Source organism: Ramlibacter sp. (assembly GCF_050250995.1).
Lineage (GTDB): Bacteria > Pseudomonadota > Gammaproteobacteria > Burkholderiales > Burkholderiaceae_C > Ramlibacter.
In genome coordinates, this window is record NZ_JBFWNP010000011.1 from 1 (window position 1) to 23,060 (window position 23,060).

The following is a 23,060-nucleotide window of genomic DNA, read 5'->3' on the forward strand; positions in this document are numbered from 1 at the left end:
TTGTGATCGCGACCGTCGGACGCTCGGAGTCGATCGTGAGCGTGACCGTGTTGTTCGCGTCGCCACCGTCGGTGTTCAGGTTGCCTGCGGCATCCGTGAACTTGCTGCTCGCCACGCTGATCGTGCCATTGGCCGTGCTGTCCGTCGTCGGCGTGAACGTCGCCGTCCGCGTCAGGCCCGTGCCGCTCAGCGTGCCCAGCGTGCCGCCAGAGACGGCAATGTCGCTCGCGTCGAAGCTGGAATCCGGGTCTTCGCTGAAGGTGAAGGTGATCGTCGCCGTCTCGCCGGCCTTCAGCGTCGAGACATTGCTCGTGATGGCAACAGTCGGACGCTCCGAGTCGATCGTCAGCGTGACCGCGTTGTTCGCGTCGCCGCCGTCGGTGTTCAGGTTGCCGGCAGCGTCCGTGAACTTGCTGCTCGCCACGCTGATCGTGCCACTGGCTGTGCTGTCCGCCGTCGGCGTGAACGTCGCCGTCCGCGTGAGGCCCGTGCCGCTGAGCGTGCCCAACGTGCCGCCGCTCACCGCAATGTCGCTCGCGTCGAAGCTCGAACCCGGGTCTTCGGTGAAGGTAAACGTGACTGTCGCCGTCTCGCCCGCCTTCAGCGTCGAGACATTGCTCGTGATCGCGACCGTCGGGCGCTCCGAGTCGATCGTCAGCGTGACCGCGTTGTTCGCGTCGCCGCCGTCAGTGTTCAGGTTGCCTGCGGCGTCCGTGAACTTGCTGCTCGCCACGCTGATCGTGCCGTTGGCCGTGCTGTCCGCCGTCGGTGTGAACGTCGCCGTGCGCGTCAGGCCCGTGCCGCTGAGCGTGCCCAGCGTGCCGCCAGAGACAGCAATGTCGCTCGCGTCGAAGCTGGAATCCGGGTCTTCGCTGAACGTGAAGGTGATGGTCGCCGTCTCGCCGGCTTTCAACGTCGCCGCATTGCTCGTGATGGCGACCGTCGGACGCTCGGAGTCGATCGTCAGCGTGACCGTGTTGTTCGCGTCGCCGCCGTCGGTGTTCAGGTTGCCGGCGGCGTCCGTGAACTTGCTGCTCGCCACGCTGATCGTGCCGTTGGCCGTGCTGTCCGCCGTCGGCGTGAACGTCGCCGTGCGCGTCAGGCCCGTGCCGCTCAATGCGCCCAGCGTGCCGCCGCTCACCGAAATGTCGGTCGCGTCGAAGCTGGTATCCGGGTCTTCGCTGAAGGTGAACGTGATCGTCGCCGTCTCGCCGGCCTTCAGCGTTGCAACGTTGCTCGTGATCGCGATCGTCGGCGCCGTCGTGTCGACCGTGTAGCTCGCGTTGTCGGCGACGCTGGCGTGCGTGAGCGTCGCGTCGTTGCCCGCCGCGTCCTTGAGCGTGCCCGAGTTGAGCCCCAGTGCGTTCGCATCCACCGAGATGCCGTTGGCGTCCGTGTCGCCCGCCTGGACCGTGTATTCGAAGACCAGGCTGGCGCTGCCGGAGCCGCTTGCGTAGACCGCTTGCCGTGTCTGGCCGCCTACGTTCAAGCCCACTTGCGGACTGCCCGTGACCGTGGTTGCCTCGCTCATCGTCACCGTGACCGTGACGATGTCGCCCGCATTCAGCGTGCTCGCCTGCGCTCCGGTTGCGCCGGTGATCGCGACGCCCGTGACGGTGGGAACCGTGCTGTCGACCGTCACCGTGTTCGCCGACGCCGCGCTCACGTTGCCTGCCGCGTCCACCGTGTAGACCTTGTACGTGCCGTCCACGAGGCCCGTCGCCGCCAGCGCCGTGTCGGTGTTGGCAGCGGCAATCGCCACCGCGTTCCACAGGTTCCCCGCGGCGTTCACGATGCTCGCCTCGTCCGTCACCGTGACCGTCGACCTCACCAGGTAAGCCGTGCCCAGCTCGCTGGACTGCACCAGGACCTGGCCCGTGCTGGGAACGCTCGCGTTCTCCACGCTGGCCGTCGGCGCGCCCGTATCGACCTTGTACGCGGCGTTGTCCGATGCGGCGCCGTGCGCCAGCGCCGCATCGTTGCCCGCGGCGTCCTTGAACGTCCCCCCTGCGAGCGCCAGCGCGTTCGCCGCGATCGAGATGCCGTTCGCGTCCGTGTCGCCGGCCTGCACCGTGTAGGCAAACGTCAGCGTCGTCGTGCCGCTGCCACCCGTGTAGCTTGCCGTGCGGCCGGTGCCGCCCACGTCCAGCGCGATCTCCGGCGTGCCCGTGACGGTGGTCGCTTCGCTCATCGTCACCGTGACGGTGACGGTGTCGCCGGCATTCAGCGTACTGTTCTGCGCGCCCGCCGCGCTCGTGATCGCCACGCTCGACACGGTGGGGCCGCCGGCGTCGACCGTGATCTCGCCCAGCTGCACCGCCGTGCCGACGTTGCCTGCCGCGTCGATCTGCCGCACCTGCACCGCGTTCGCCGCGTACGTGCCCGCGCTCAGCGTGAAGTTGCTACCGCTCCCCGCGGTCCACGCACCGCCCGAGTTGGTGCTGTATTCCCAGGTCGCACCGCCTTCGAGGTTGGCGACGTTGACTTGGCCGTTGCTCGTGATGCCATCCGAGCTGCTCGTGCCAGTGTCGCTTGCGAGAACCGCCGTCGGCGCCGTCGGCGCCGTCGTATCGACCATGTACGACGCGTTCGCCCCCACCAGCGCATGGGTGATCGTGGCCGTGTTGCCGGCCGTGTCGCGGATCGTGCCGCCGTTGAGTCCCAGCGCGTTGGCGTTCAGCGCGATGCCGTCCGTGTCCGTGTCGCCCGCCTGGATCGTGTAGCTGAACACCAGCGCCGAGCCGCTGCTGGCACCCGCGTTGTACGCCGCCGTGCGCGCATTCGAGCCGACCTGCAAGGTCAATGTCGGCGACCCCGTCACCGCCATGGCTTCGCTCATCGTGACCGTCACGTTGACAACGTCGCCCGCATTCAGCGTGCTCGCCTGCGCGCCGGTCGCGCTCGTGATCGCGACGCTCGACACTGTTGGCGCCGTGGTGTCCACCGTGACCGTGTGATTCGTCGCCGCGGCGCCTGCGTTGCCTGCCACGTCCGTGACGATGGCGTTGAATGCGTAAGTCGTGCCATTCGTCAACGTCGGCGTGGTGATGTCCACGTAGCCGTTGCTGATGTCGGTTCCGGTGAGCGTGACCGCCGAGCCAACAGCGGTCGTGCTGTTGCGCAACTGAACCAGGTCGTTCGCCACGGCGTTGGTGCCGGTCAGGCTGACCCGAACCACCAGGACGGTGTCGTCCGTGCTGCCGCCGCTCGCCACGGCTCCGGTGATCGTGCCGACGTTGTCGGTTACCGACGTGATCGAGGGCGCGTTCGGCGCCGTGGTATCGACCGTGTACGTGCGAGTCGCAGCGGTGCCGCGGTTGAGCGCCGTATCGCGCACCTGCAGCTGGATGGTGTTGGCGCCGCTGAGCAGCGACGTCGTCCAGCTGACGGCGGTGCCGCTGACGGACCCTGTGATGTCCGTCCAGGTCGTGCCATTGTCCACCGAGCCCCAGAGCCGCTCGGCGCCGGCCGTGGCAGTGGCCGCGCTCAATGAGCCGCTGAGTGTCGCGGTGATGGTCTGGGACGTGGCGTTGGTGAGGAAATCGCTGTTCGACGTGCCTGAGTCGTTCGAGATGTCGATGCCGCTGACGGTCTTCGTCGGCGCGGTATTCTCGACTACGAGGTTCCACTTGGTACCGACGCCACCACTGGTTCCGGTGCGAGCCGCGAGGGCATGCGCCGTGTTGTTGGCCAACGATGTCGTCAGCGTGATGTCGATGTAGTCGTTGGCATCGTCGGTGGCGGTGACGGTGCCGGTGCCCACCGTGGTGTCGGTGCCCGTCGTACGGCGGATCTGAACCACAGTGCCGACGCCGGAGCCCGCCAGTGCCACTCGAACCGTCGGCGTCTGGTCGTCCGTGTAGAAGGTCGTCCCGCTCGACGTATGGGTCGACGACTCTTCGCCGAAATTGTCGGTAATCTGCGTGATCTGTCGCGACGCGAACTCGACGGCGACCGACTTGTCGCCGATCTGCAGCGTACCGGAATCGTCCTCCGCGACTACCCGGGCCAATCCCTCCGGTGTGAACGGCTCGTTTCGCAACAGGGCCGCGAAATACTCGCCCTCGTCACCGGAGCTGTCACGCCCGCCGTTCAGGCGCTGGTCCATGGCGTGTCCCAGCTCCTCGAGCAGAATATCGCCGACTCCGGAAGGCGTCACCAGTTCGAGCCAATCGGCACTGACGTAGATGGCCTCGATTCCGATGTGCGAGTTCGAGGTATAGGCAGCCGCCGCCCCTTGCATGTCCTTTGCGCTGAGCACGACGAGCTCGATACCCAAGCCTCCGCCGGCGAGCTTCGTGCGGAGTGACTCGAGCGCCGCCGAGAACTCCGCGGCATCCGTTCCGGCCCGGCCAAACACTTCGAGCATCACCTCGGCGTACTGCTCGGACTCCGCGAATGCCTTAAGGATGGCGTCGACCCGATCGACAGCGGCCTTCAGCGCTTTGGCGTCTTGCTCGCCAAGTCGATCAAAGTCGACGAGCAGATTCGAAATCGCCTTTTCCGCCTCGGCGCGCGAAGGCACTGGGCCATGCTCAACGGCAGGCGACGCCTCGGCTGCATGATCCGCCGCTGCGGGCTTGTTGGCCTCGACGGCGTCGGTCTGCTTCGACGCCGCCCCCAGCGTGTCGACCATCGCCCCGTCGAACAGCACCCGCGGCTCCAGCGCCAGCAGGCGGGAACGGGATCGGGCCGGCCTGGGCGAACCTGGCGAGCTCGACGACTTGGGCGTTTTCGGGGACTTGGGCGGCTTCTTCGACATCGATACACTCCGGCGAGACCCATACGAAAGTCTCGTGACCCCCTATCTTGCTCAACGCTGCAACAGATTGCAACGTAAATTGCAACCACCTGTAACTTGACCTGTGGTACGGGTGTGACATAGTCGCCAGTGCCCGCTTAATCCGTCAATTGCCGAGCCATGCCCGCCTACGCCTTTGAAGCACTCGACGCCCAGGGCGTCACCCGCAAGGGCATCCTGGAGGCCGACACGGCCAAGGCGGCGCGGGGCCAGTTGCGCGCCCAGGCGCTGGTGCCGATGTCCGTGGCCGCGGTCGAGTCGTCCCAGAAGCCGGGGGATGCGGGGTCCCGATTTCAGCGTCCTGTCTTCAACGGAACCAACCTCGCAATCTGGACGCGGCAGATCGCAGGCCTTGTCAGCTCTGGCTTGCCGCTGGAGCGTGCGCTCACAGCCATGGCCGATGAGGCTCAGAATGAGCGCGAGCGACACATCGTGGCGGCGCTTCGGGCCGAGGTGAATGGCGGGGCCAGCTTCGGTACGGCGCTTTCGCACTTTCCGCGCGAATTCACGGACATCTATGTGGCGGTCGTGAGCGCCGGCGAGCACACCGGCCAGCTTGGCCTGGTGCTGGAGCGCCTGGCCGACGACCTGGAGAGCCAGCAGGCGCTGCGCGCCAAGCTCATCGGCGCTGCTTTGTATCCGGGCATCGTGACCCTGGTCGCGATCGCCATCGTGATTTTCCTGGTCACTTATGTCGTGCCGCAGGTCGCGAACGTCTTTGCCGGCACCAAGCGGGCGTTGCCCTTCCTCACGACCGCGATGCTCGCGATGAGTGCTTTCGTGCGCAATTACGGTTGGATCATCCTGGTCGCGGGTGTGGGTGCCGGGGTGTTCTTGCGCGGCATGTTGCGCAATGCCGCGTTCCGCGAACGCTTCGACGCCGGCTTCCTGACGCTCCCGCTGCTCGGCCGGCTGGCGCGCGGTTACAACGCCGCGCAGTTCGCGAACACGCTTGCCATGCTCGCGGCGGCCGGCGTGCCGATCCTGCGCGCGCTGCAGGCCGCCGCGGAGACGCTCAACAACCGCGCGATGAGGGCCGACGCCATGGATGCTTTGGTTCTCGTGCGCGAAGGTGCACCGCTCGCCTCCGCGCTCGCGCAGAAGAAGCGATTCCCCGGCTTGCTGTCGATGTTTGCGCGCATGGGCGAGCAGACCGGCCAGTTGCCGGCCATGCTGCAGCGCGCGGCAACCCAGCTCTCGGCCGAAGTGCAGCGGCGTGCGATGCAACTCGCCACGCTGCTCGAGCCGCTGCTGATCGTGGCCATGGGCCTCGTGGTCATGCTGATCGTGCTCGCGGTGTTGCTGCCGATCATCCAGCTCAACCAATGGGTGCGATGAATGTCCGTCTCCCTCGATGACAAGCTGGTCGTCGCGATCTCCTCGCGCGCGCTCTTCAACTTCGAGGAAGAGAACCGCGTCTTCGAAAGCGGCGATGCGGCGGGCTACATGCGCATGCAGCTGGAGCGGCTCGACCACCCCGCCACGCCGGGCATCGCCTTCTCGCTGATCCGCAAGCTGCTCGCATTCAACGGCACGAGTTCGCAACGCGTCGAAGTCGTCATCCTCTCGCGCAACGACCCCGTGTCGGGCATGCGCGTGTTCCGCTCGGCCAAGGCCGCGGAAATCCAGCTGTCGCGCGGCGTGTTCACGCAGGGCCGGCCGCCGTTCGGCTACCTGCGGCCGCTGCGGGCGCATCTCTTCCTGTCGGCCAATGCCGAGGATGTGCGCGAAGCGCTGGCCGCGGGCTTCCCGGCGGCGCGCGTGCTGACCGAGTCGGTGCTGGCCGGGACGAACTACCCGAGCGAAGTGCGCATCGCGTTCGACGGCGATGCGGTGCTGTTCTCCGACGAAGCCGAGCGCGTGTTCCAGGCGCAGGGTCTCGAGGCCTTCCAGATGCACGAGTCGAGCAAGGCCGCGCAGCCGCTGCCCGGCGGGCCGTTCAAGCCTTTGCTCTCCGCGCTGCACCGGCTGCAGAGCGCGGCGAATCCTTCCATGCGGATTCGCACCGCGCTCGTCACCGCGCGCAGCGCGCCCGCGCACGAACGCGCGATCCGCACGCTGATGGACTGGAAGATCCACGTGGACGAGGCGATGTTCCTCGGCGGCCTGGACAAGGGCGAGTTCCTGCGCGAATTCGAACCCGACTTCTTCTTCGACGACCAGACGCGGCATGTGGCGCATGCGGCAAGGCATGTGCCGGCGGGGCATGTGGCGAGCGGAATTGCGAATGCGGTGTAGCGGCGGAAGCCTCGGCTGAGACCGGGGTCTTTCCTTCGCCATGGACGACGCTGCCGGCTGCTAATCTGCGGGCGTGTCGAACCCACCTCCTACCATCGAAGCGGCACTGGAAGCGTACAACGCCGGACGGCGCGACGTCGCGGCGGCGCTGTGCGAGCGCATGATCGAGCGGGATCCGTCGTCGTTCAATGCGCTGCATCTGCTGGGCACCGTGCGCCTGGAGAACGACCAGCTGCAAGAGGCGTTCGACCTGCTCTCGCGCGCCTGCGCGATCGAGGCGGGCGTGGCCATCGCGCACCTGCGCCGGGGTGTCGCGGCACGGCGGCTGGGACAGCTTGCCGTGGCTCGCGAGGCCTATGCGACGGCCGTGCGGCTCTCGCCAACGTTCGCGAAGGCATGGAACGGTTTAGGCATCACCTTGGCCGCACTCGGCGAGCACGAAGAGGCACTCGGGGCGCTCGATCGCGCGTTGGCACTCGAGCCCGACGACGCGCGCACGAACTGGAATGCGTCGCTCGTGCGGCTCGCGCTCGGCGACTACGCGCGCGGATGGGCGCAGTACGAGTGGCGGCTTCAGGTCCCCGAGTTCCGATTCGTCAACGACCTGCCGTCCCGCCCCTGGCGTGGACAGGAAGACCTTCGCGGCAAATCCATCGTGCTCATCGCCGAGCAAGGCCTGGGCGACACGATCCAGTTCTGCCGCTATGCGCCCCTGGTCGTGCAGTACGGCGCACGTGTCGTCCTGCGCGTGCCGGCGCCGCTGGTGAAGCTGCTGCGCACGCTGCATCCGGCGATCGAAGTCGTGGACGCATCCGCGCCGTGGCCGGCGACGGACTTCCATTGCCCGCTCATGAGCCTGCCGCTCGCGTTCCGAACCTTGCTGCAGACGATTCCGTCACAGCCCTACCTGCACGCCGACGCGAGCGACGTGGACGTGTGGTCACGCCGCATGGGCGAGCGCGCGTCGCCGCTGCGCGTGGGGCTGGCATGGGCCGGCGCGAGTCCGCCGCGAACGATGCGCGAGGAATTCGAGACCAGCCTGCGCCGCTCGCTGCGCCTGCGCATGTTCGAGGCATTCGGCGCGATTCCTGGCGTGGAGTTTTTCAGCTTGCAGGTGGGGGATGCGGCGGCCGAGATCGGCGAACTCGCGCGCGATCCCGAGTGGTATGGCCCGCGTCTTCGCGACATGACTTCGGACATCCACGACTTCGCCGACACGGCGGCGCTGGTGGCGAATCTCGATCTCGTCATCACATGCGACACCTCGGTCGCACATCTCGCGGGCGCGCTGGGCCGACCGGTGTGGGTGCTGTCGCGATTCGACGCGTGCTGGCGCTGGCTCGTGGCCCGCAGCGATAGTCCGTGGTATCCGTCGGCGCGCGTGTTCCGGCAACCTCGATTGGGCGAGTGGGCGCCACCCGTGGCCGAGGCCGCCGAAGCCCTTCGCGCTATCGCGTCCTGACGACGATGCGGCCGCGCACCTGGCCGGCCATCAGCTTCTGCGCTGCGGCGACGGCTTCGTCGAGGCCGATTTCGGTGGTGATCGCGTCGAGCTTCCCAACATCGAGATCGCGCGCGAGGCGGGACCACGCCTCTTCGCGCCGCGCACGGGGCGCCATCACGCCGTCGATGCCCAGCAGCGCGACGCCGCGCAGGATGAACGGCGCGACCGACGCGGGAAAGTCCATGCCCTGCGCGAGCCCGCAGGCCGCGACTGCGCCGCCGTAGCGCGTCTGCGCGCAGGCATTCGCGAGCGTGTGACTGCCGACGGCGTCGACGACGGCAGCCCAACGCTCCTTTTGCAGGGGCTTGCCGGGCGCGGAGAGTTCGTTGCGGTCGATGATGGACGTTGCGCCGAGTTGCTTGAGGTAGGGCTCTTCGGACGCCTTGCCTGTTGCGGCGACGACCGTGTGACCGAGCTTCGAGAGCAGTGCGATGGCGACGGAGCCGACGCCGCCGGTGGCGCCGGTGACGAGCACTTCGCCACCGCTGCCAGGCTTCAGGCCATGGCGCTCGAGCGCGAGCACACAGAGCATCGCCGTGTAGCCCGCCGTGCCTAACGCCATCGCCTGCTTCGCGGTGAATGCCGCGGGTCTCTTCACCAGCCATTGCGATTTGAGGCGCGCCCGACCGGCGAGGCAGCCCTTGTGCGTCTCGCCGACGCCGAATCCGTTGAGGATGAAGGCATCGCCCTTCTTCCACTCCGGCGATGCGCTCTCGGCCACCGTCCCCGATCCGTCGATGCCCGCGACCATCGGCCAGCTGCGCACCACCGGCGACTTGTTGGTGATGGCGAGGCCGTCCTTGTAGTTCAGCGTGGAGTAGTCGACGTCGACGGTGACGTCGGCTTCGGGGAGGAAGGTGTCGTCGACTTCGCGGAGGGTGGCGGAGAAGTCGGGGGATTTATCGAGGACGAGGGCTTGGAACATCGGAGCGTCCGGGAAAGAAATGGAATGCCTTCAAGGATACGCGCTGTCGGCGCGCCGACCGTCACGCCGAAGTGTCCGCGCTCCGCTTCACGAAAACATGAGGCTTGCCGGGATGCTCTAGCGGCATGCCTTCGTAGTCCAGCCCGACGGCCTCGCCCATGCGCGGAAGTGTGCCGGCCAAGGCCTCGTTCTCGTGAAGATGCGTCGGCCAGAACTCGCGCACGCCGTCGAAGCACTCGGAGATGAACGCCAATCCACCGGGAACGAGGCGCGCAGCCAGGCCCGCGAGCATCTCTCCGGGCCGGCTCACGTGCTCGAGCACTTCGAGGCAGATCACTGCGTTGTAGTCGGATCGGGCTTGCGCCTCGGCAATCATGCGGACCGCGCCAGGCAACGGCTGCGCAGCGGCGATGAACGACGCGATATTGGCCCGCGCCACGCGCGCCGTGACCGAGTCGTCATAGTCCATGCAATCGACGTCGAACCCGCAGCCTGCGATGCGCATCGCGTCGAATCCCAGGCCGTCGCCGACGGCGAGCACACGAAGCCGGACGTCGTCCCGCACCGACTGCAGGTTCAGAAGCCGCGTCATGATGAACGCCGCCATCAGCATCCGCGGCGGTGAGTCGTAGGTGGCCGCGAGTTCGAGGACGAAGCCCGAGCCCCCGGCATAGAGAGACTTCATCTGCGCAGACATGGCGAATGGCACCACGTCGTAAGTCCGGCAATCGGCCTGGACCGCGGCGCCCGGCTGGCGCGATTCGAGTGCGATTCGAGCCTCGACGGAGGCGGAGTCGTCACCGATCACCGCCGCGATGTTCGCCACCAGCGCGCTCCGGGGCAGGCGCTTGAGGCGAAGCGCATCGCTGAACATCGTCCCCAGATAGGGGTCGAGTTGCTTGGCACGGTAGTCGCGCGCCGCGGCGGCGAGAACCTGCTGCACGACCTGCCGTTGATGCGCCGCTCCGAACGCGGGCGCCAGTACCCGATAGCGCTCGCGCGCCGCCCGCGCGTGCGTCCGATAGTCCGCGGCGATCGACTCGACGATCCGCACCGCGCGGTCCAGGTCGCCGTGTGCGTAGAGGTACGCCTCGCCAAGCATCTCCTGCGGTCCGCCGGACATGGACGCGACCACCGGAATGCCTTCGCGCAGCGACTCGGGCACGGTCAGGCCGAAGGGTTCGTGCGTGGCAGCGATCAGGTGAATCGGCCGGCCCCGAACGCGCCCGATCCAGTCGGTCACGAAACCGTGAAGGACTACGTGGGGCGCCAGCCCCAGGCGAGCAATTTGTTCGCGGACCCGCTGTTCATCCGGCCCACCGCCGCCGAACACGTCGAGCCCGATCTCGACGCCACGCATCCGCAAGGCCTTCACGGCGACGATGGCGAACGCCAGGTTCTTGCGCGGCAGAATGCCCCCGACGAAGACCAGGCGGAGCGTGCCCTCACGCTCCGCCGAAGGCGCCGGATTCCCGCGCTCGCGGAACGGAAGGAGCACCGTCGTCCTGGCCTCCGGCGCCGCGGCGACGATCTCGGCGCGGACTGCCCCGCTGCAGCAGAGCATGTGGTCGCACACGGCGTGCAGCTGACGGATGTATGCCGTGCTCGGCAGCCCCGCCGTGGCGAGGATGCTCCGGTTCACGACCAACTCGTGCGACCAGGCGATGTGCGGCACGCCCAGGCACCCGGCGAGCACCGCGCCGTGCAGGATGACCAGCGTGTTGGAGATGACGAGGTCGCAGCCGCGCTGGCGCAGATGCGCCTCGACCTCGTCGGTGGTCGACGTCCCGATTTCGGCGAAGAGTCGCGAAGGCGTCGGGACAGACCAGGGCATGGGAAACACGACGCACCCGGCTTTCTTCATGCCCAGCACCCGCTGGAAAAGCACGCCCGCATTCTCGGGGAGCATCACTGTCGGCTCGTGACCGAGCGCAATGAGATCGTCGAGCAGGTTGAGCAGCGCCTGCTCCGCACCACCCAGATGGCTCGTATGGCTGACGAGCAGGATGCGCATGGCCGGCCGGCTCAGGCGCCACGGGCGCACCAGTCCTGCCACATCATCCGGTACAGCCCCTCGAGATCGCGCACGTACTGGTCGATGTCGAGCGCGGGGCTGGCCTGCATGCGCTCGCGCAAATTCTTCTTGGCAGTGAGCAGCTTGACTCGCTTGCTCGCGAGGTCGCTCGCAATGCGCACGAACTGGTCGGGCGTCTCGGCCACCCACTCCGGCCGGCCGATGTTGTGCAGGATGCTCGCGCTCATGCGACGCGAGAAGCCCTCGCCGGCCAGCGTGATCACCGGCACGCCCATCCATAGCGCCTGGTAGGTGGTCGTGCCGCCGTTGTAGGGCCAGGTGTCGAGGGCGATGTCGATGTCGGCGTACGACGCGCAGACCTACGGCACCCTCAAAGGCCAGGTCGAGTTCATCAGCCCGGACACCCTCAAGGACGATCGCCGCAGCGAGGAAGACACCTATTACCGCGTGCTCGTTCGCACCGAAAACTCGCACCTCATGCACAAGGGCGACAAGTTGCCGGTCATTCCGGGCATGACAGCGACGGTGGACATTCTCACGGGGCAGCGCACCGTGGCCGATTACCTGCTGAAGCCGGTCCTGCGCCTCGACGAAGCTTTCCGGGAGCGTTGAACATGATCGCCCGCCGCACCCCGCTGTTTGCAGCCGCACTGTGCTGCCTGCCCCTTCTTTCATGGGCCGATGCGTATGGCAATGTCGACGCGCTCCTGCGCGCCGGCAAGACGCAGGAAGCGCTCGCCCAGGCCGAGCAGCATCTGGCCGGCAACCCGCGTGATCCGCGCATGCGCCTGCTCAAAGGCGTCGCGCTGACCGAAAGCTCGCGCACGGGCGAGGCCATGACCGTGTTCCTCGCGCTCACCGAGGACTATCCCGAGCTGCCCGAGCCGCACAACAATCTCGGTGTTCTGTATGCGGGCCAGGAGCAGCTCGACCGCGCCCGTGCATCGCTGGAGCTGGCGGTGCGCAGCAGTTCGAAGTACTCGACGGCGCTCGAGAACCTGGGGGACGTTCATGCACGGCTCGCCGGCGAAGCCTATGCGCGCGCCGCGGGGCTCGACGCGAACAACCATCGCGTGCGGCCCAAGCTCGCCCTGCTGCGCGATCTGGTCGCGGCGCCCGGCATGCCTGCGGCGGCCTTGAGCTCGGCGCCCGCGTTCGGCATCGCGGTGTCGCAGGCGCCGATTCACATGACGGCTTCGCCCGCGACGGCCGCGACGGCTGCGACCGCACCGGACGCCCCGGCAGCCGCACCGACTCCCGCGCGCATGACGGCAGAAACATCGCAGACGTCTCTGCCCGACGCGCGGACACCGGATCCGATGTCGATGGCGCAAGCCCCGGTCTTCGTGCGCGTGGTGTCCGATCCCCCACGCGCGGCAACCCCGATTCCACGGAACGCGAAGCCGGCCACCGAGCGCCTTGCACTTGCTTCCGTATCCACTCGGTCTTCGCGGCCAGGGCAGCCGGCGCAATCTCCGGACTCCGCTCAGTTGGGGCAATCGTCGTCCGAGACACGCGGCGTCGAAGACGCCCTCGCGCAATGGGCCTCTGCCTGGTCCTTGCGCGACATGGAGGGCTATTTCAGTTCGTACAGCGCGGACTTCCGTCCCGCCGGCCTCGCTTCGCGCAAGGCGTGGGAGGAACAGCGCCGTCAGCGCATCCTTGGCAAGTCCCGGATCGCGGTGAACGTGAGCGACGTCTCCGTCGAACTGAACGGCGCCACGGCCATCGTCAAGTTCCGGCAGAACTACGCCGCCGACGGCCTCGTCCTCACCGACTTGAAGACCCTCGAAATGGCCCGCGACGGACAGCGTTGGCGCATCACTCGGGAGACGACGGGGGGCTGAGCGCATCCGGCGGCTCAGCCGCAAGCGCCGCGCGTTGACGCGCCTGTGATGCGCTCAGCATCTCCATGTACGTTTCAGCCGAAACATAGCCGCCGGGGCTGAGGCGCGGGGCCGAAGGGATGACCTCCGCGACGACCGATGCGAGGCCGTGAACACAGTTGAGGCCCTCGACGCTTCGTGGGTCGAATTTCACACCGACCAGCGCTGCGGTCGCGTTCCGAAGCTTCTGCGCGTCTTCGGGCGACTTGAGTTCCCCGAGGTCGACCAATTCCGCTTCCACCATCGGGCGCTCCCTGCGCCATCTGCCCTCGCACACGCCGTAGCCGGCGTAGCCCTTGACGGGCCCGAACCCTTCGGCTTCGTTGAAACCGTATTTCTCCTGTCGCCCCGCGTGAAAAGGAGAGCGATGTGAGGCCCGGTCAGCTGTCTGGCGACCCACACTTGACGGACTCGTCCGGCCTGGGTCGCCGCGCTTGGCCCCGGCGCCGCGTGGGGCAGCGCCCCTCCCGACTTCTCGCCGAGTCTGAGAATCCGCGTCGCATTCGCGGCCGTGAGAACAGAGGGACGGATCATCATGTACACGATGATGCCGCCCGTACGCGCGGGCCGGATCTAGACGCTCGGGTTGCCAAAGCCGGCGGCCGCGCTTGATTTCGGCCCGAAAGGCCTTATCATTAGCACTCGATGGAACTGAGTGCTAGCAGTCGCGCTTCGCTCGACAGCACGTCAGACCTCCGTTTACCAGCTATTAAGCACTAACTTTTGTTGGTGCTTTTTCGTGTCCACCGTTTCACCCTCAGGAGATGCAATGAAACTTCGTCCTCTTCACGATCGCGTGATCGTCAAGCGCATGGATCCCGAAGAAAAGACCGCCAGCGGCATCGTGCTGCCCGGCAACACGGCCGAGAAGCCCGACCAGGGCGAGATCCTGGCCGTTGGCCCCGGCCGCAAGGACGACAAGGGCGCCGTGATCGCCATGAACGTGAAGGTCGGCGACCGCGTCCTGTTCGGCAAGTACAGCGGCCAGACCGTCAAGGTCGATGGCGACGAACTGCTCGTCATGAAGGAAGACGACCTGTTCGCGGTCGTCGAGAGCTGATTCACCCCGATTCCACGCATTTGAGGACATAAGTCATGGCAGCAAAAGACGTAATTTTCGGCGGCGAAGCCCGCGCTCGCATGGTCGAAGGCGTGAACATCCTGGCCAACGCGGTCAAGGTCACGCTGGGCCCCAAGGGCCGCAACGTGGTGCTCGAGCGTTCGTTCGGCGCTCCCACCGTCACGAAGGACGGTGTCTCGGTCGCCAAGGAAATCGAGCTGAAGGACAAGCTCCAGAACATGGGCGCGCAGATGGTCAAGGAAGTCGCTTCCAAGACCAGCGACAACGCCGGCGACGGCACCACCACCGCCACGGTGCTGGCCCAGTCGATCATCCGCGAAGGCATGAAGTACGTGGCCGCGGGCATGAACCCGATGGACCTGAAGCGCGGCATCGACAAGGCCGTGATCCAGCTCACCGAGCAGCTGAAGAAGGCGTCCAAGCCGACGACCACCTCCAAGGAAATCGCGCAGGTCGGCTCCATCTCGGCCAACAGCGACGAATCCATCGGCCAGATCATCGCGGAAGCGATGGACAAGGTCGGCAAGGAAGGCGTCATCACGGTGGAAGACGGCAAGTCCCTGCAGAACGAACTCGACGTCGTCGAGGGCATGCAGTTCGACCGCGGCTACCTGTCGCCCTACTTCATCAACAATCCCGAGAAGCAGTCGGCCCTGCTGGACAACCCGTTTGTCCTGCTGTACGACAAAAAGATCTCCTCGATCCGCGACCTGCTGCCCGTGCTCGAGCAAGTGGCGAAGGCTTCGCGCCCGCTGCTGATCATCGCGGAAGAAGTCGAAGGCGAAGCGCTCGCCACGCTGGTGGTCAACACCATCCGCGGCATCCTGAAGGTCGTCGCCGTCAAGGCGCCGGGCTTCGGTGACCGTCGCAAGGCGATGCTGGAAGACATCGCGATCCTCACGGGCGGCAAGGTCATCTCCGAAGAGACCGGCATGACGCTCGAGAAGATCACGCTGGCCGACCTCGGCCAGGCCAAGCGCATCGAAGTGGGCAAGGAAAACACGACCATCATCGACGGCGCCGGCGCCGCGGCCGACATCGAAGCGCGCGTGAAGCAGGTGCGCGTGCAGATCGAGGAAGCGACGAGCGACTACGACCGCGAGAAGCTGCAGGAACGCGTGGCCAAGCTGGCCGGCGGTGTTGCGGTCATCAAGGTCGGCGCCGCCACCGAAGTCGAGATGAAGGAAAAGAAGGCCCGCGTCGAAGACGCCCTGCACGCCACGCGTGCGGCGGTGGAAGAAGGCATCGTGGCCGGCGGCGGCGTCGCGCTGCTGCGCGCCAAGCAGGCCGCGGGCGAGATCAAGGGCGACAACCCCGATCAGGACGCCGGCATCAAGCTGGTGCTCAAGGCCATCGAATCGCCCCTGCGCGAGATCGTCTACAACGCCGGCGGCGAAGCCAGCGTCGTGGTCAACCGCGTGCTGGAAGGCAAGGGCAACTTCGGCTTCAACGCCGCCAACGACACCTATGGCGACATGATCGAAATGGGTATTCTGGATCCGACGAAGGTCACGCGCACTGCCCTGCAGAACGCCGCTTCCGTCGCGTCCCTGATGCTCACGACCGAAGCCATGATCGCCGAGGCGCCGAAGGAAGACGCGCCCGCCGGCATGCCGGGTGGCGGCATGGGTGGAATGGGCGGCATGGGCGGCATGGACATGTAAGTCCATTCGCTTCCGCGAAATGAAGAAGCCGGCTTTCGAGCCGGCTTTTTCTTTGGCGTCAGCGTCAGCGCAGGCGCGCGATCAATCCGGCGGTGGACGGGTCGAGCCCCGCGGCATCGCCGCTTTCGAGCCGCTGCGCGATGTCCGTCGCGAGCACCTTGCCGAGCTCGACGCCCCACTGGTCGAAACTGTCGATCCCCCACACCGAGCCGCTCGTGAAGACGCGGTGCTCATACAGCGCGAGCAGCGCGCCCAGGCTCGCGGGCGTGAGGGCGTCGAGCAGGAAAAACGTACTGGGTCGGTTGCCGGGGAAGTCGCGGTGGCCACCCGCGTCCGTCTTGCCCTGCATCAGCGCCTGCGCCTGCGCGAGGGCGTTGGACAGCAGCAACTCATGATGCAGGGGCAGGTCGTGCGCGGGCTTCCTCGTCGCGATGAACTCCACCGGCACGCGGTCGCTGCCCTGGTGCAGCATCTGGAAGTAAGCATGTTGCCCATTGGTGCCGGGCTCGCCCCACAACACGGGCGACGTGCCGAACCCGAGCGCGCGGCCTTGCGCATCGACGCGCTTGCCGTTGCTCTCCATCTCCAGTTGCTGCAGATAGGCAGGAAGGCGTCGCAGCGCACTGTGATACGGCGCGATGCTTCGGCTCGTGAAGCCGTGGAAATTGCGGTACCAGACGTCGAGCAGGCCGAGGCGCACCGGCAGATTGCGCGCGAGCGGCGCAGTGCGGAAGTGCTCGTCCATCGCATGGGCGCCGGCGAGCAGATCGCGAAATCCGTTCGCGCCGACGGCGATCGCGATCGGCAGCCCGATGGCGGACCACAGCGAGTAGCGGCCGCCGACCCAGTCCCAGAAACCGAAAGTGGTGGCGATGCCGAACTCCGAGGCCGCCTTGACGTTCGTGGTCAGCGCGGCGAAGTGTCGTGACGTGTCGCGGCCGCCCCGCTCCTCGAACCAGCGTTTGGCGGAACGCGCGTTCGTCATCGTCTCCAGCGTCGTGAAGGTCTTCGACGCGATGAGGAAGAGCGTGCGCTCCGGATCGAGCCGCTTCAGCACCGACGCGAGTTCATGGCCGTCGATGTTCGACACGAAATGGAATCGCTTGCCGGCGATCGCGTGCGATTCGAGCGCGGCCACGGCCATCTGCGGACCGAGGTCCGACCCACCGATGCCGATGTTGACGATGTCGGTGAGTCCGTCGTCCGCACGGATCGACTCGGCGAATTCCAGCATCGCGTCGAGCGTCGCATGCACCTGCGCCGCATCCGCGTCCTGCGTCGCACTGCGCGGAGCGCGCAGCAGCCAGTGCTTCACCGCGCGCTGTTCGGTGTTGTTGATCGCCTCGCCCGCGAACATCGCATCGCGATGCGCGGGGATGCCGCATTCATTGGCGAGCTCGACCAGCAGCGACTGCGTTTCGGCGTCGATCAGGTTCTTCGAGAGGTCGGCGAAGACGTGCGGCGCCTCCTGGCTGAACGCCGCGACACGTCCCGTGTCGTCGGCGAAGGCGCGGCGCAGATCGAAGCCCTTGCCGACCGACGAATAGCGCGCATCCAGCGCCGCCCATGCCCGCGTCGCATCGCACCGCACGCGCTGCATCACGCGGCCTTCATCAGTTGCTCGAGCTTGATTGCATCGGCTGCGAACGCGCGAATGCCTTCCGCCAGTTTCTCGGTCGCCATTGCGTCTTCGTTCAGCGCATAGCGGAACGAGGCTTCGTCGTACGCCACGCGCTCGATCGATTCGGACTTCGCCTGCGCGGGATCGAGCGCGCGCACGAGCGGCGCATCGGCTGCCGCAAGCTGCGCCAGCAGCTCCGGGCTGATCGTCAGCAGGTCGCAGCCGGCGAGCGCGACGATCTGTCCGGTGTTGCGAAAGCTCGCGCCCATCACTTCGGTCGCGATGCCGAAGTGCTTGTAGTAGCTGTAGATCTGGCGCACCGACTTCACGCCGGGATCGTTGGCGCCCGAGTTCGCCTGCTCGTCCCACGCAGTGCCCGCGGACTTCTTGTACCAGTCGTAGATGCGGCCCACGAAGGGCGAGATCAGCTGCACCTTCGCCTGCGCGCAGGCGACGGCCTGGCAGAACGAAAACAGCAGCGTGAGGTTGGTCCTGATGCCCCGTTCCTGCAACAGCTTCGCGGCCTGGATGCCTTCCCAGGTCGATGCGACCTTCACCAGCACGCGCGACGCATCGACGCCCTCGGCCTGGTACAGCGCGATGATGCGTTCCGCGCGGCGCACGGTCGCCTCGGTGTCGAAGCTCAGCCGCGCATCGACCTCGGTGGAGACGCGGCCCGGGATGGTGCGCAGGATCTCGACGCCGAAACGAACGAGCAGGCGGTCCATGACCTCGTCGAGCGACTGCTTGCGGAACCGCTCGACGGTCTCGCGCAGCAAGGGCGCGTACTCGGCCTTCTGCACGGCCTTGAGGATGAGCGACGGGTTGGTGGTGGCATCCTGCGGCCGGTACTGGGCCAGCTGTCTGAAGTCACCGGTGTCGGCCACGACGGTGGTGACCTGCTTGAGCGCATCGAGTTGGGTCATGCGCCGATTATCCGGCGCGGGCGGCGGTCCGTGGACGCCGGGCGCGGCTCAGTTGGCGCGCACCACGGAAACGCCATGCCGGCGCAGGCCCAGCCCGACGTCGCTGCCGACGACGAGCCCGCGGCCGAGTTCCGGCGAGACGACGAAGACGTGTCCGATTTCCGTCTCGAAGGTGTACTCGAAGCAACTGCCGAGGTAGGACGCCTTCGCGAGGCGCGCGGCGAGGCCGGCGCCGGGCGGCCCGATGATCCACGCCTCGGGCCGGACCGCGACTTTCACTGCGCCACCGGTCGGCGAGCCGGCGCGCGGGGAGATGCGCAACGGCCCCACGGCCACCGTGCCGCCCGGCTCCACCACCGCCGGAAACAGCATCGCCTCGCCCATGAAGCCCGCCACGAATTCGCTGGCGGGCGCTTCGTACAAGGCCTCCGGCGTGCCGCGCTGCGCGATCACGCCATGGTCCATCACGATGATGTGGTCGCTCACGGCGAGCGCTTCGCTCTGGTCGTGCGTGACGTAGGCCACGGTGAGCGACAGCCGCTGCTGCAGCGAGCGGATCTCGTCGCGCATCTCGCGGCGCAGGCGGGCGTCGAGATTCGACAGCGGCTCGTCGAAGAGCAGCACCGCCGGCTCGAGCACGAGCGCGCGCGCGAGCGCCACGCGCTGCTGCTGCCCGCCCGAGAGCTCGCTCGGCAAGCGCGTGTCGAATCCCACCAGGCCCACGTTGCGCAATGTCTCGCCGGCGCGCAGGCGCGCGGTCTCCACCGGCACGCCCGACATGCGCAAGCCGTACATCACGTTCTCGATCACGTCCATGTGCGGAAAGAGCGCATAGCTCTGGAACATCATGCTCACGTTGCGCTGCGACGGGCCCAGCGTCGTGACGTCCTGTCCGCCGATGAGGATGCGTCCTGCCGTCGGCGTCTCCAGTCCCGCGATCATGCGCAGCGTCGTCGTCTTGCCGCAACCCGAGGGGCCGAGGATCGTGGTGAGCGAGCCCTTCGGAACTTCGAAGCTGATGCCCTTGACGGCCGGGACGGCGGCCGGGTCGTCGCCATATCGCTTGAGGACATCGATGAACTCGATGCCCGCTTCGGTCTTGTCGCCCATGTCTTTCATGTCACTCCCTCCGTGCGCGCACCGGCGCCTGCCGCGCGCCGACGGCCCAGCCGGCGCTCGCCGACCAGCAACTGGATCAGCGCCGTGGCCGCGCTCATGAGCACGATCAGCACCGTGCAGTACGCGAGCGCCACGCCGTAGTCGCCGTTGCCCACGCGGCCGATGATGTAGGTAGTGGCCAGTTCGTTCTCGGCCGTCACGAGGAAGATGACGGCCGACACCGTGGTGATCGCGCGCACGAAGCTGTAGACGAGCGCCGCCACGAGCGCGGGCTTGAGCAGGGGAAGCACCACGTAACGCAGCGTCTGCACGCTCGATGCGCGCAGCATCAGCGAAGCCTCGTCGAGCGACTTGTCGAGCTGCTTGAACGCCGCCGTGCCCGCACGCACGCCCACCGGCAGATTGCGGAACATGAAGCACAGCACGATGATCAGACCGGTGCCCGTGAGCTCGATGGGCGGCACGTTGAAGGCGAGGATGTAGCTCACGCCCAGCACCGTGCCGGGGATCGCGAAGGCGAGCAGCGCGGCGAACTCGAACAAGCCCTGGCCGCGGAACTCGGTGCGGGCCAGCAGCCAGGCGATCAGCAGGCCGACGCCGGCCGTCATCGGCGCGGCGATCGCCGCGAGCTTCAAGGTGGTGAAGAACGAATTCCAGGCGGTTCCCGCCCAGACGATGCCGAACTCGCCCCAGTCCACCGAGAACGCGGTGCGGAAGTGCGCGAGCGTCGGCGTGTAGTCGCGGCCCCAGGTCTGCACGAAGCCGCCGGCGAACGCGAAGAGGTAGACGACGAGCGTGAACGCCATCCACGGCAATGCGACACCGTTCACCAGCCGCCGCACGGCGCGCGGCAGTGCCATCGGCACGCCGGCATCGCCCTTGCCGGACACGGTGGTGAAGCTCTGGCCACCGAGCAGCCGGCGCTGGACGGCGAACACCGTGAGCGCGAAGAGCGTGAGCACCCAGGCAAGCGATGCGGCGCGGCCCTGGTCGTACTACGCGCCGACGATCGCGAAGAAGATCTCGGTCGAGAGCACCGAGAACTGGCCGCCCACGACGATGGGGTTGCCGAAGTCCGCCATGCTCTCGATGAAGCCGACGAGGAAGGCGTTCGCGAGGCCGGGCTTCAGCAGCGGCAGCGTCACGGTCATGAACGTGCGTTGCGGCGAAGCGCGCAGCATCTGCGCAGCCTCCTCCAGGCTCGGCGCGACGCCCTGCACCACGCCGCGCATGATCATGAAGGCCACGGGCGTGAACGCGAACGTCTGCGCGATCCACACGCCGAACCAGCCGTAGAACCAGCGCGTGGGCGTGATGCCGAAGGCCCACTCGAGGAACTGGTTGGCGACACCCGCGCGGCCGAACAGCAGGATGAGGCCGAGGCCCACCACGAAGGGCGGCGTGATGATCGGCAGCATCGCGACGATGTTGAGCGGGCGCGCGAGCCGCTTCGAGGAGCGCTCGGCCATCAGCGCCATGAGCGTGCCGAGAAAGGTCGTCGATGCGGCGGTCAACAAGCCGAGGAACAGCGTGTTCCATGCCACCCCGCAGCGCGGTCCGCCCGCGAGGCAGGACAACCCGAAATTGCGCTCGTTCGCGATGCGCTCCCACAACAGGGGCAAGGCGACCCGCCCGTTCTCGTCGTAGACCGCCGCCGACAAAGCCTTGAGCACGGGGAACACGATGAAGACCAGCAGCAGGCTGCCGCATGCGAGCACCGCCGCCGCGACGAAGAGGTCGCCCTTGAAGAAGCCGCGTCGCGCGACGCCGAAGGCCGCCAGCACCAGCAGGGCGGCAAGCACGACGAAACCGCCCCAGCCCCAGCCGGGCTGCTTCATGGCGAAGCCGCCGGCCAGCAGCGCCACGAGTGCCGCGCCCGCGCCGATGGCGAGCATCGCCCCCTGCCGCCGACCCGGCGTCGCGAATGCGGCGAACGCGGCGACCATCAGGCCGCCGACGCCCGCCAGCAGCCACGCGCGTCCGAAGGCGAGCGACTGCATCAAGCCGCTGCCGGACGCCTCGTTCGAGAACACCTGCCCGATGCGGGCGAGCCCGTTCGCGTCCTGCACCGCGTACCAGGGCAGCAGCAGGAATCCGAGGCAGCCCCCTGCGACCCACCACGCCAGCGCGCGGTTCGCCGGCGAGACCATCTACCGGCCCTGGTTCTGGATTTCCTTTTCCCAGCGGGCGATGAGTCGACGGCGCTCCGCGCTCGCGCCGTACTTCGCGTAGTCGTAGTTGATCAGCTTGATCTTCGCGGGATCCGTCATGCGCGGATCCTTCGCCACTTTCGTGTTGCTCGGGAGCTGGAACTGCCTGGCCGCCAGGCCGAACTGCTGGCCCCCCGGCGTGAGCGCCCATTCGTAGAACTTCTTCGCGGCTTCGGTGTTGGGTCCGCCCTTCACGATGCTCATCGAACCGATTTCCGCGCCCGTGCCCTCGACCGGCGTGGCGGATCCCGCCGGAAACCCGTTGACGGCCTCGGTGGTCACGTCATGCACGAAGCTGATCGACACCATGGTCTCCCCGCGTGCGACCGCCTTCACCGGCGCGGTGCCCGAGCGGGTGTACGCGCTGATGTTGGGATGCAGCTTCTTCATGTAATCGAAGGCCTTTTCCTCGCCCATCAGCTGCACCAGCGTCGCGATCATCGTGTAGGCGGTGCCGCTCGACGCCGGGTTCGCCATCTGCACCTCGCCCTTGTACTCCGGCTTCAGCAGGTCGGCCCAGGAAGCCGGAGGCTGCGCCTTCTTCTTGGCAAGCAGCTCCTTGTTGAAGCCGAAGCCGAGCGGCCCGAGGTAGACGCCGACCGTGCGGTATTTCGAATCCGCCGCCTGCTTCTGCGCCCACGGATGCAATTGCGCGAGCTGGTCGGATTTGTATTCGAGCGTGAGGCCTTGCTCGGCCGCCTGCAGGTGCGGGTCGCCGGTGCCGCCGAACCAGATGTCGGTCTTGGGGTTCGCCTTCTCGGCGTTGAGCTGCGCGAGCGCCTCGCCGGAGCCCTTGGCCACCATGTTGACCTTCACGCCCGTGGTCTTGGCGTAGACGGTCGACATCAACGTACACCACTCCGCCTGCACCGAACAGATCACGTTGATCTGCTGGGCGGACGCAGCGCAGGACAGGGAGGCGACCGAAAAGGCCAGCAGCAACTTTTTCATGGGAATTCCTCGGAACCGGAGCGACGCATCGAGGATAGCGCCGAGGCTTGCAGCGCCCTGTTGGGGTAAGCACGGACCGGCCTGCGGCCCCGTAAACGA

The 23,060-nt window shown here is 67.2% G+C and carries 16 protein-coding genes and 1 pseudogene; 7 read left to right on the forward strand and 10 right to left on the reverse strand.

The window, feature by feature from the left end; all coding sequences use genetic code 11:
* Positions 1–4,654: beta strand repeat-containing protein (locus tag AB7E83_RS10110; RefSeq protein WP_428568611.1), on the reverse strand; the 4,654-nt coding region annotated here is incomplete at its 3' end.
* 267 nt (positions 4,655–4,921) lie between these two features.
* On the opposite strand from AB7E83_RS10110, the gene gspF reads away from it, so the two are divergent.
* The 3 genes from gspF (at position 4,922) to AB7E83_RS10125 (ending at position 8,501) form a co-directional block, all read left to right on the forward strand.
* A complete protein-coding gene (gspF, locus tag AB7E83_RS10115; protein WP_428568613.1) occupies positions 4,922–6,139 on the forward strand; it encodes a type II secretion system inner membrane protein GspF in 1,218 nt (405 codons plus the stop codon).
* Entirely contained in the window at positions 6,140–7,039 is a 900-nt protein-coding gene (locus AB7E83_RS10120; RefSeq protein ID WP_428568616.1) for a 5'-nucleotidase, read from the forward strand.
* A gap of 73 nt (positions 7,040–7,112) precedes the next feature.
* Positions 7,113–8,501: a tetratricopeptide repeat protein gene (locus tag AB7E83_RS10125; RefSeq protein WP_428568619.1), complete on the forward strand. Its 1,389-nt coding sequence runs from the start codon at positions 7,113–7,115 to the stop codon at positions 8,499–8,501.
* Here the strand turns inward: AB7E83_RS10125 and AB7E83_RS10130 are convergent.
* The 3 genes from AB7E83_RS10130 to AB7E83_RS10140 form a co-directional block, all read right to left on the reverse strand.
* On the reverse strand, positions 8,488–9,468 hold the full coding sequence (locus AB7E83_RS10130) for an MDR family oxidoreductase (RefSeq protein WP_428568622.1): 981 nt from the start codon (positions 9,466–9,468) through the stop codon (positions 8,488–8,490). The genes AB7E83_RS10125 and AB7E83_RS10130 overlap by 14 nt on opposite strands.
* A 61-nt stretch (positions 9,469–9,529) precedes the next feature.
* Positions 9,530–11,482 (reverse strand): glycosyltransferase, encoded by a 1,953-nt coding sequence (locus AB7E83_RS10135; RefSeq protein ID WP_428568625.1) that lies wholly within the window; start codon positions 11,480–11,482, stop codon positions 9,530–9,532.
* A gap of 11 nt (positions 11,483–11,493) precedes the next feature.
* The gene (locus AB7E83_RS10140) at positions 11,494–11,778 is read right to left on the reverse strand and encodes a hypothetical protein (RefSeq protein ID WP_428568628.1); all 285 of its coding nucleotides are present in this window, start codon (positions 11,776–11,778) and stop codon (positions 11,494–11,496) included.
* A 55-nt stretch (positions 11,779–11,833) separates the two neighbouring features.
* Here AB7E83_RS10140 and AB7E83_RS10145 point away from each other — a divergent pair, with 55 nt between their 5' ends.
* Positions 11,834–12,115: a hypothetical protein gene (locus AB7E83_RS10145; protein ID WP_428568631.1), complete on the forward strand. Its 282-nt coding sequence runs from the start codon at positions 11,834–11,836 to the stop codon at positions 12,113–12,115.
* Between the two features lie 2 nt (positions 12,116–12,117).
* Positions 12,118–13,350, forward strand: coding sequence for a L,D-transpeptidase Cds6 family protein (locus AB7E83_RS10150; RefSeq protein WP_428568633.1), 1,233 nt, complete (start codon positions 12,118–12,120; stop codon positions 13,348–13,350).
* Here the strand turns inward: AB7E83_RS10150 and AB7E83_RS10155 are convergent.
* Positions 13,325–13,633: a hypothetical protein gene (locus AB7E83_RS10155; protein ID WP_428568635.1), complete on the reverse strand. Its 309-nt coding sequence runs from the start codon at positions 13,631–13,633 to the stop codon at positions 13,325–13,327. The two genes, AB7E83_RS10150 and AB7E83_RS10155, sit on opposite strands and share 26 nt — an antisense overlap.
* A 525-nt stretch (positions 13,634–14,158) precedes the next feature.
* Between AB7E83_RS10155 and AB7E83_RS10160 the strand changes: the two genes are divergently transcribed.
* Together AB7E83_RS10160 and groL are read left to right on the forward strand one after the other, a co-directional pair.
* A complete protein-coding gene (locus AB7E83_RS10160; RefSeq protein ID WP_428568637.1) occupies positions 14,159–14,449 on the forward strand; it encodes a co-chaperone GroES in 291 nt (96 codons plus the stop codon).
* A gap of 35 nt (positions 14,450–14,484) precedes the next feature.
* Complete coding sequence (gene groL / locus AB7E83_RS10165; protein ID WP_428568640.1) at positions 14,485–16,134, forward strand: chaperonin GroEL; 1,650 nt, start codon at positions 14,485–14,487, stop codon at positions 16,132–16,134.
* A gap of 64 nt (positions 16,135–16,198) precedes the next feature.
* Here groL and pgi read toward each other — a convergent pair whose 3' ends face one another.
* The 5 genes and pseudogenes from pgi to AB7E83_RS10190 form a co-directional block, all read right to left on the reverse strand.
* The gene (pgi, locus tag AB7E83_RS10170) at positions 16,199–17,734 is read right to left on the reverse strand and encodes a glucose-6-phosphate isomerase (RefSeq protein ID WP_428568643.1); all 1,536 of its coding nucleotides are present in this window, start codon (positions 17,732–17,734) and stop codon (positions 16,199–16,201) included.
* Entirely contained in the window at positions 17,734–18,681 is a 948-nt protein-coding gene (gene tal, locus AB7E83_RS10175) for a transaldolase (RefSeq protein ID WP_428568646.1), read from the reverse strand. Before tal ends, pgi begins: the two co-directional genes overlap by 1 nt.
* Before the next feature lie 48 nt (positions 18,682–18,729).
* Positions 18,730–19,800: an ABC transporter ATP-binding protein gene (locus tag AB7E83_RS10180; RefSeq protein WP_428568649.1), complete on the reverse strand. Its 1,071-nt coding sequence runs from the start codon at positions 19,798–19,800 to the stop codon at positions 18,730–18,732.
* Positions 19,797–21,950, reverse strand: a pseudogene (locus tag AB7E83_RS10185) (ABC transporter permease). The gene AB7E83_RS10180 and the pseudogene AB7E83_RS10185 overlap by 4 nt, the downstream one beginning before the upstream one ends.
* Positions 21,951–22,961, reverse strand: a complete 1,011-nt coding sequence (locus tag AB7E83_RS10190) for an ABC transporter substrate-binding protein (RefSeq protein WP_428568651.1) — start codon at positions 22,959–22,961, stop codon at positions 21,951–21,953.
* Positions 22,962–23,060: the final 99 nt, after the last annotated feature.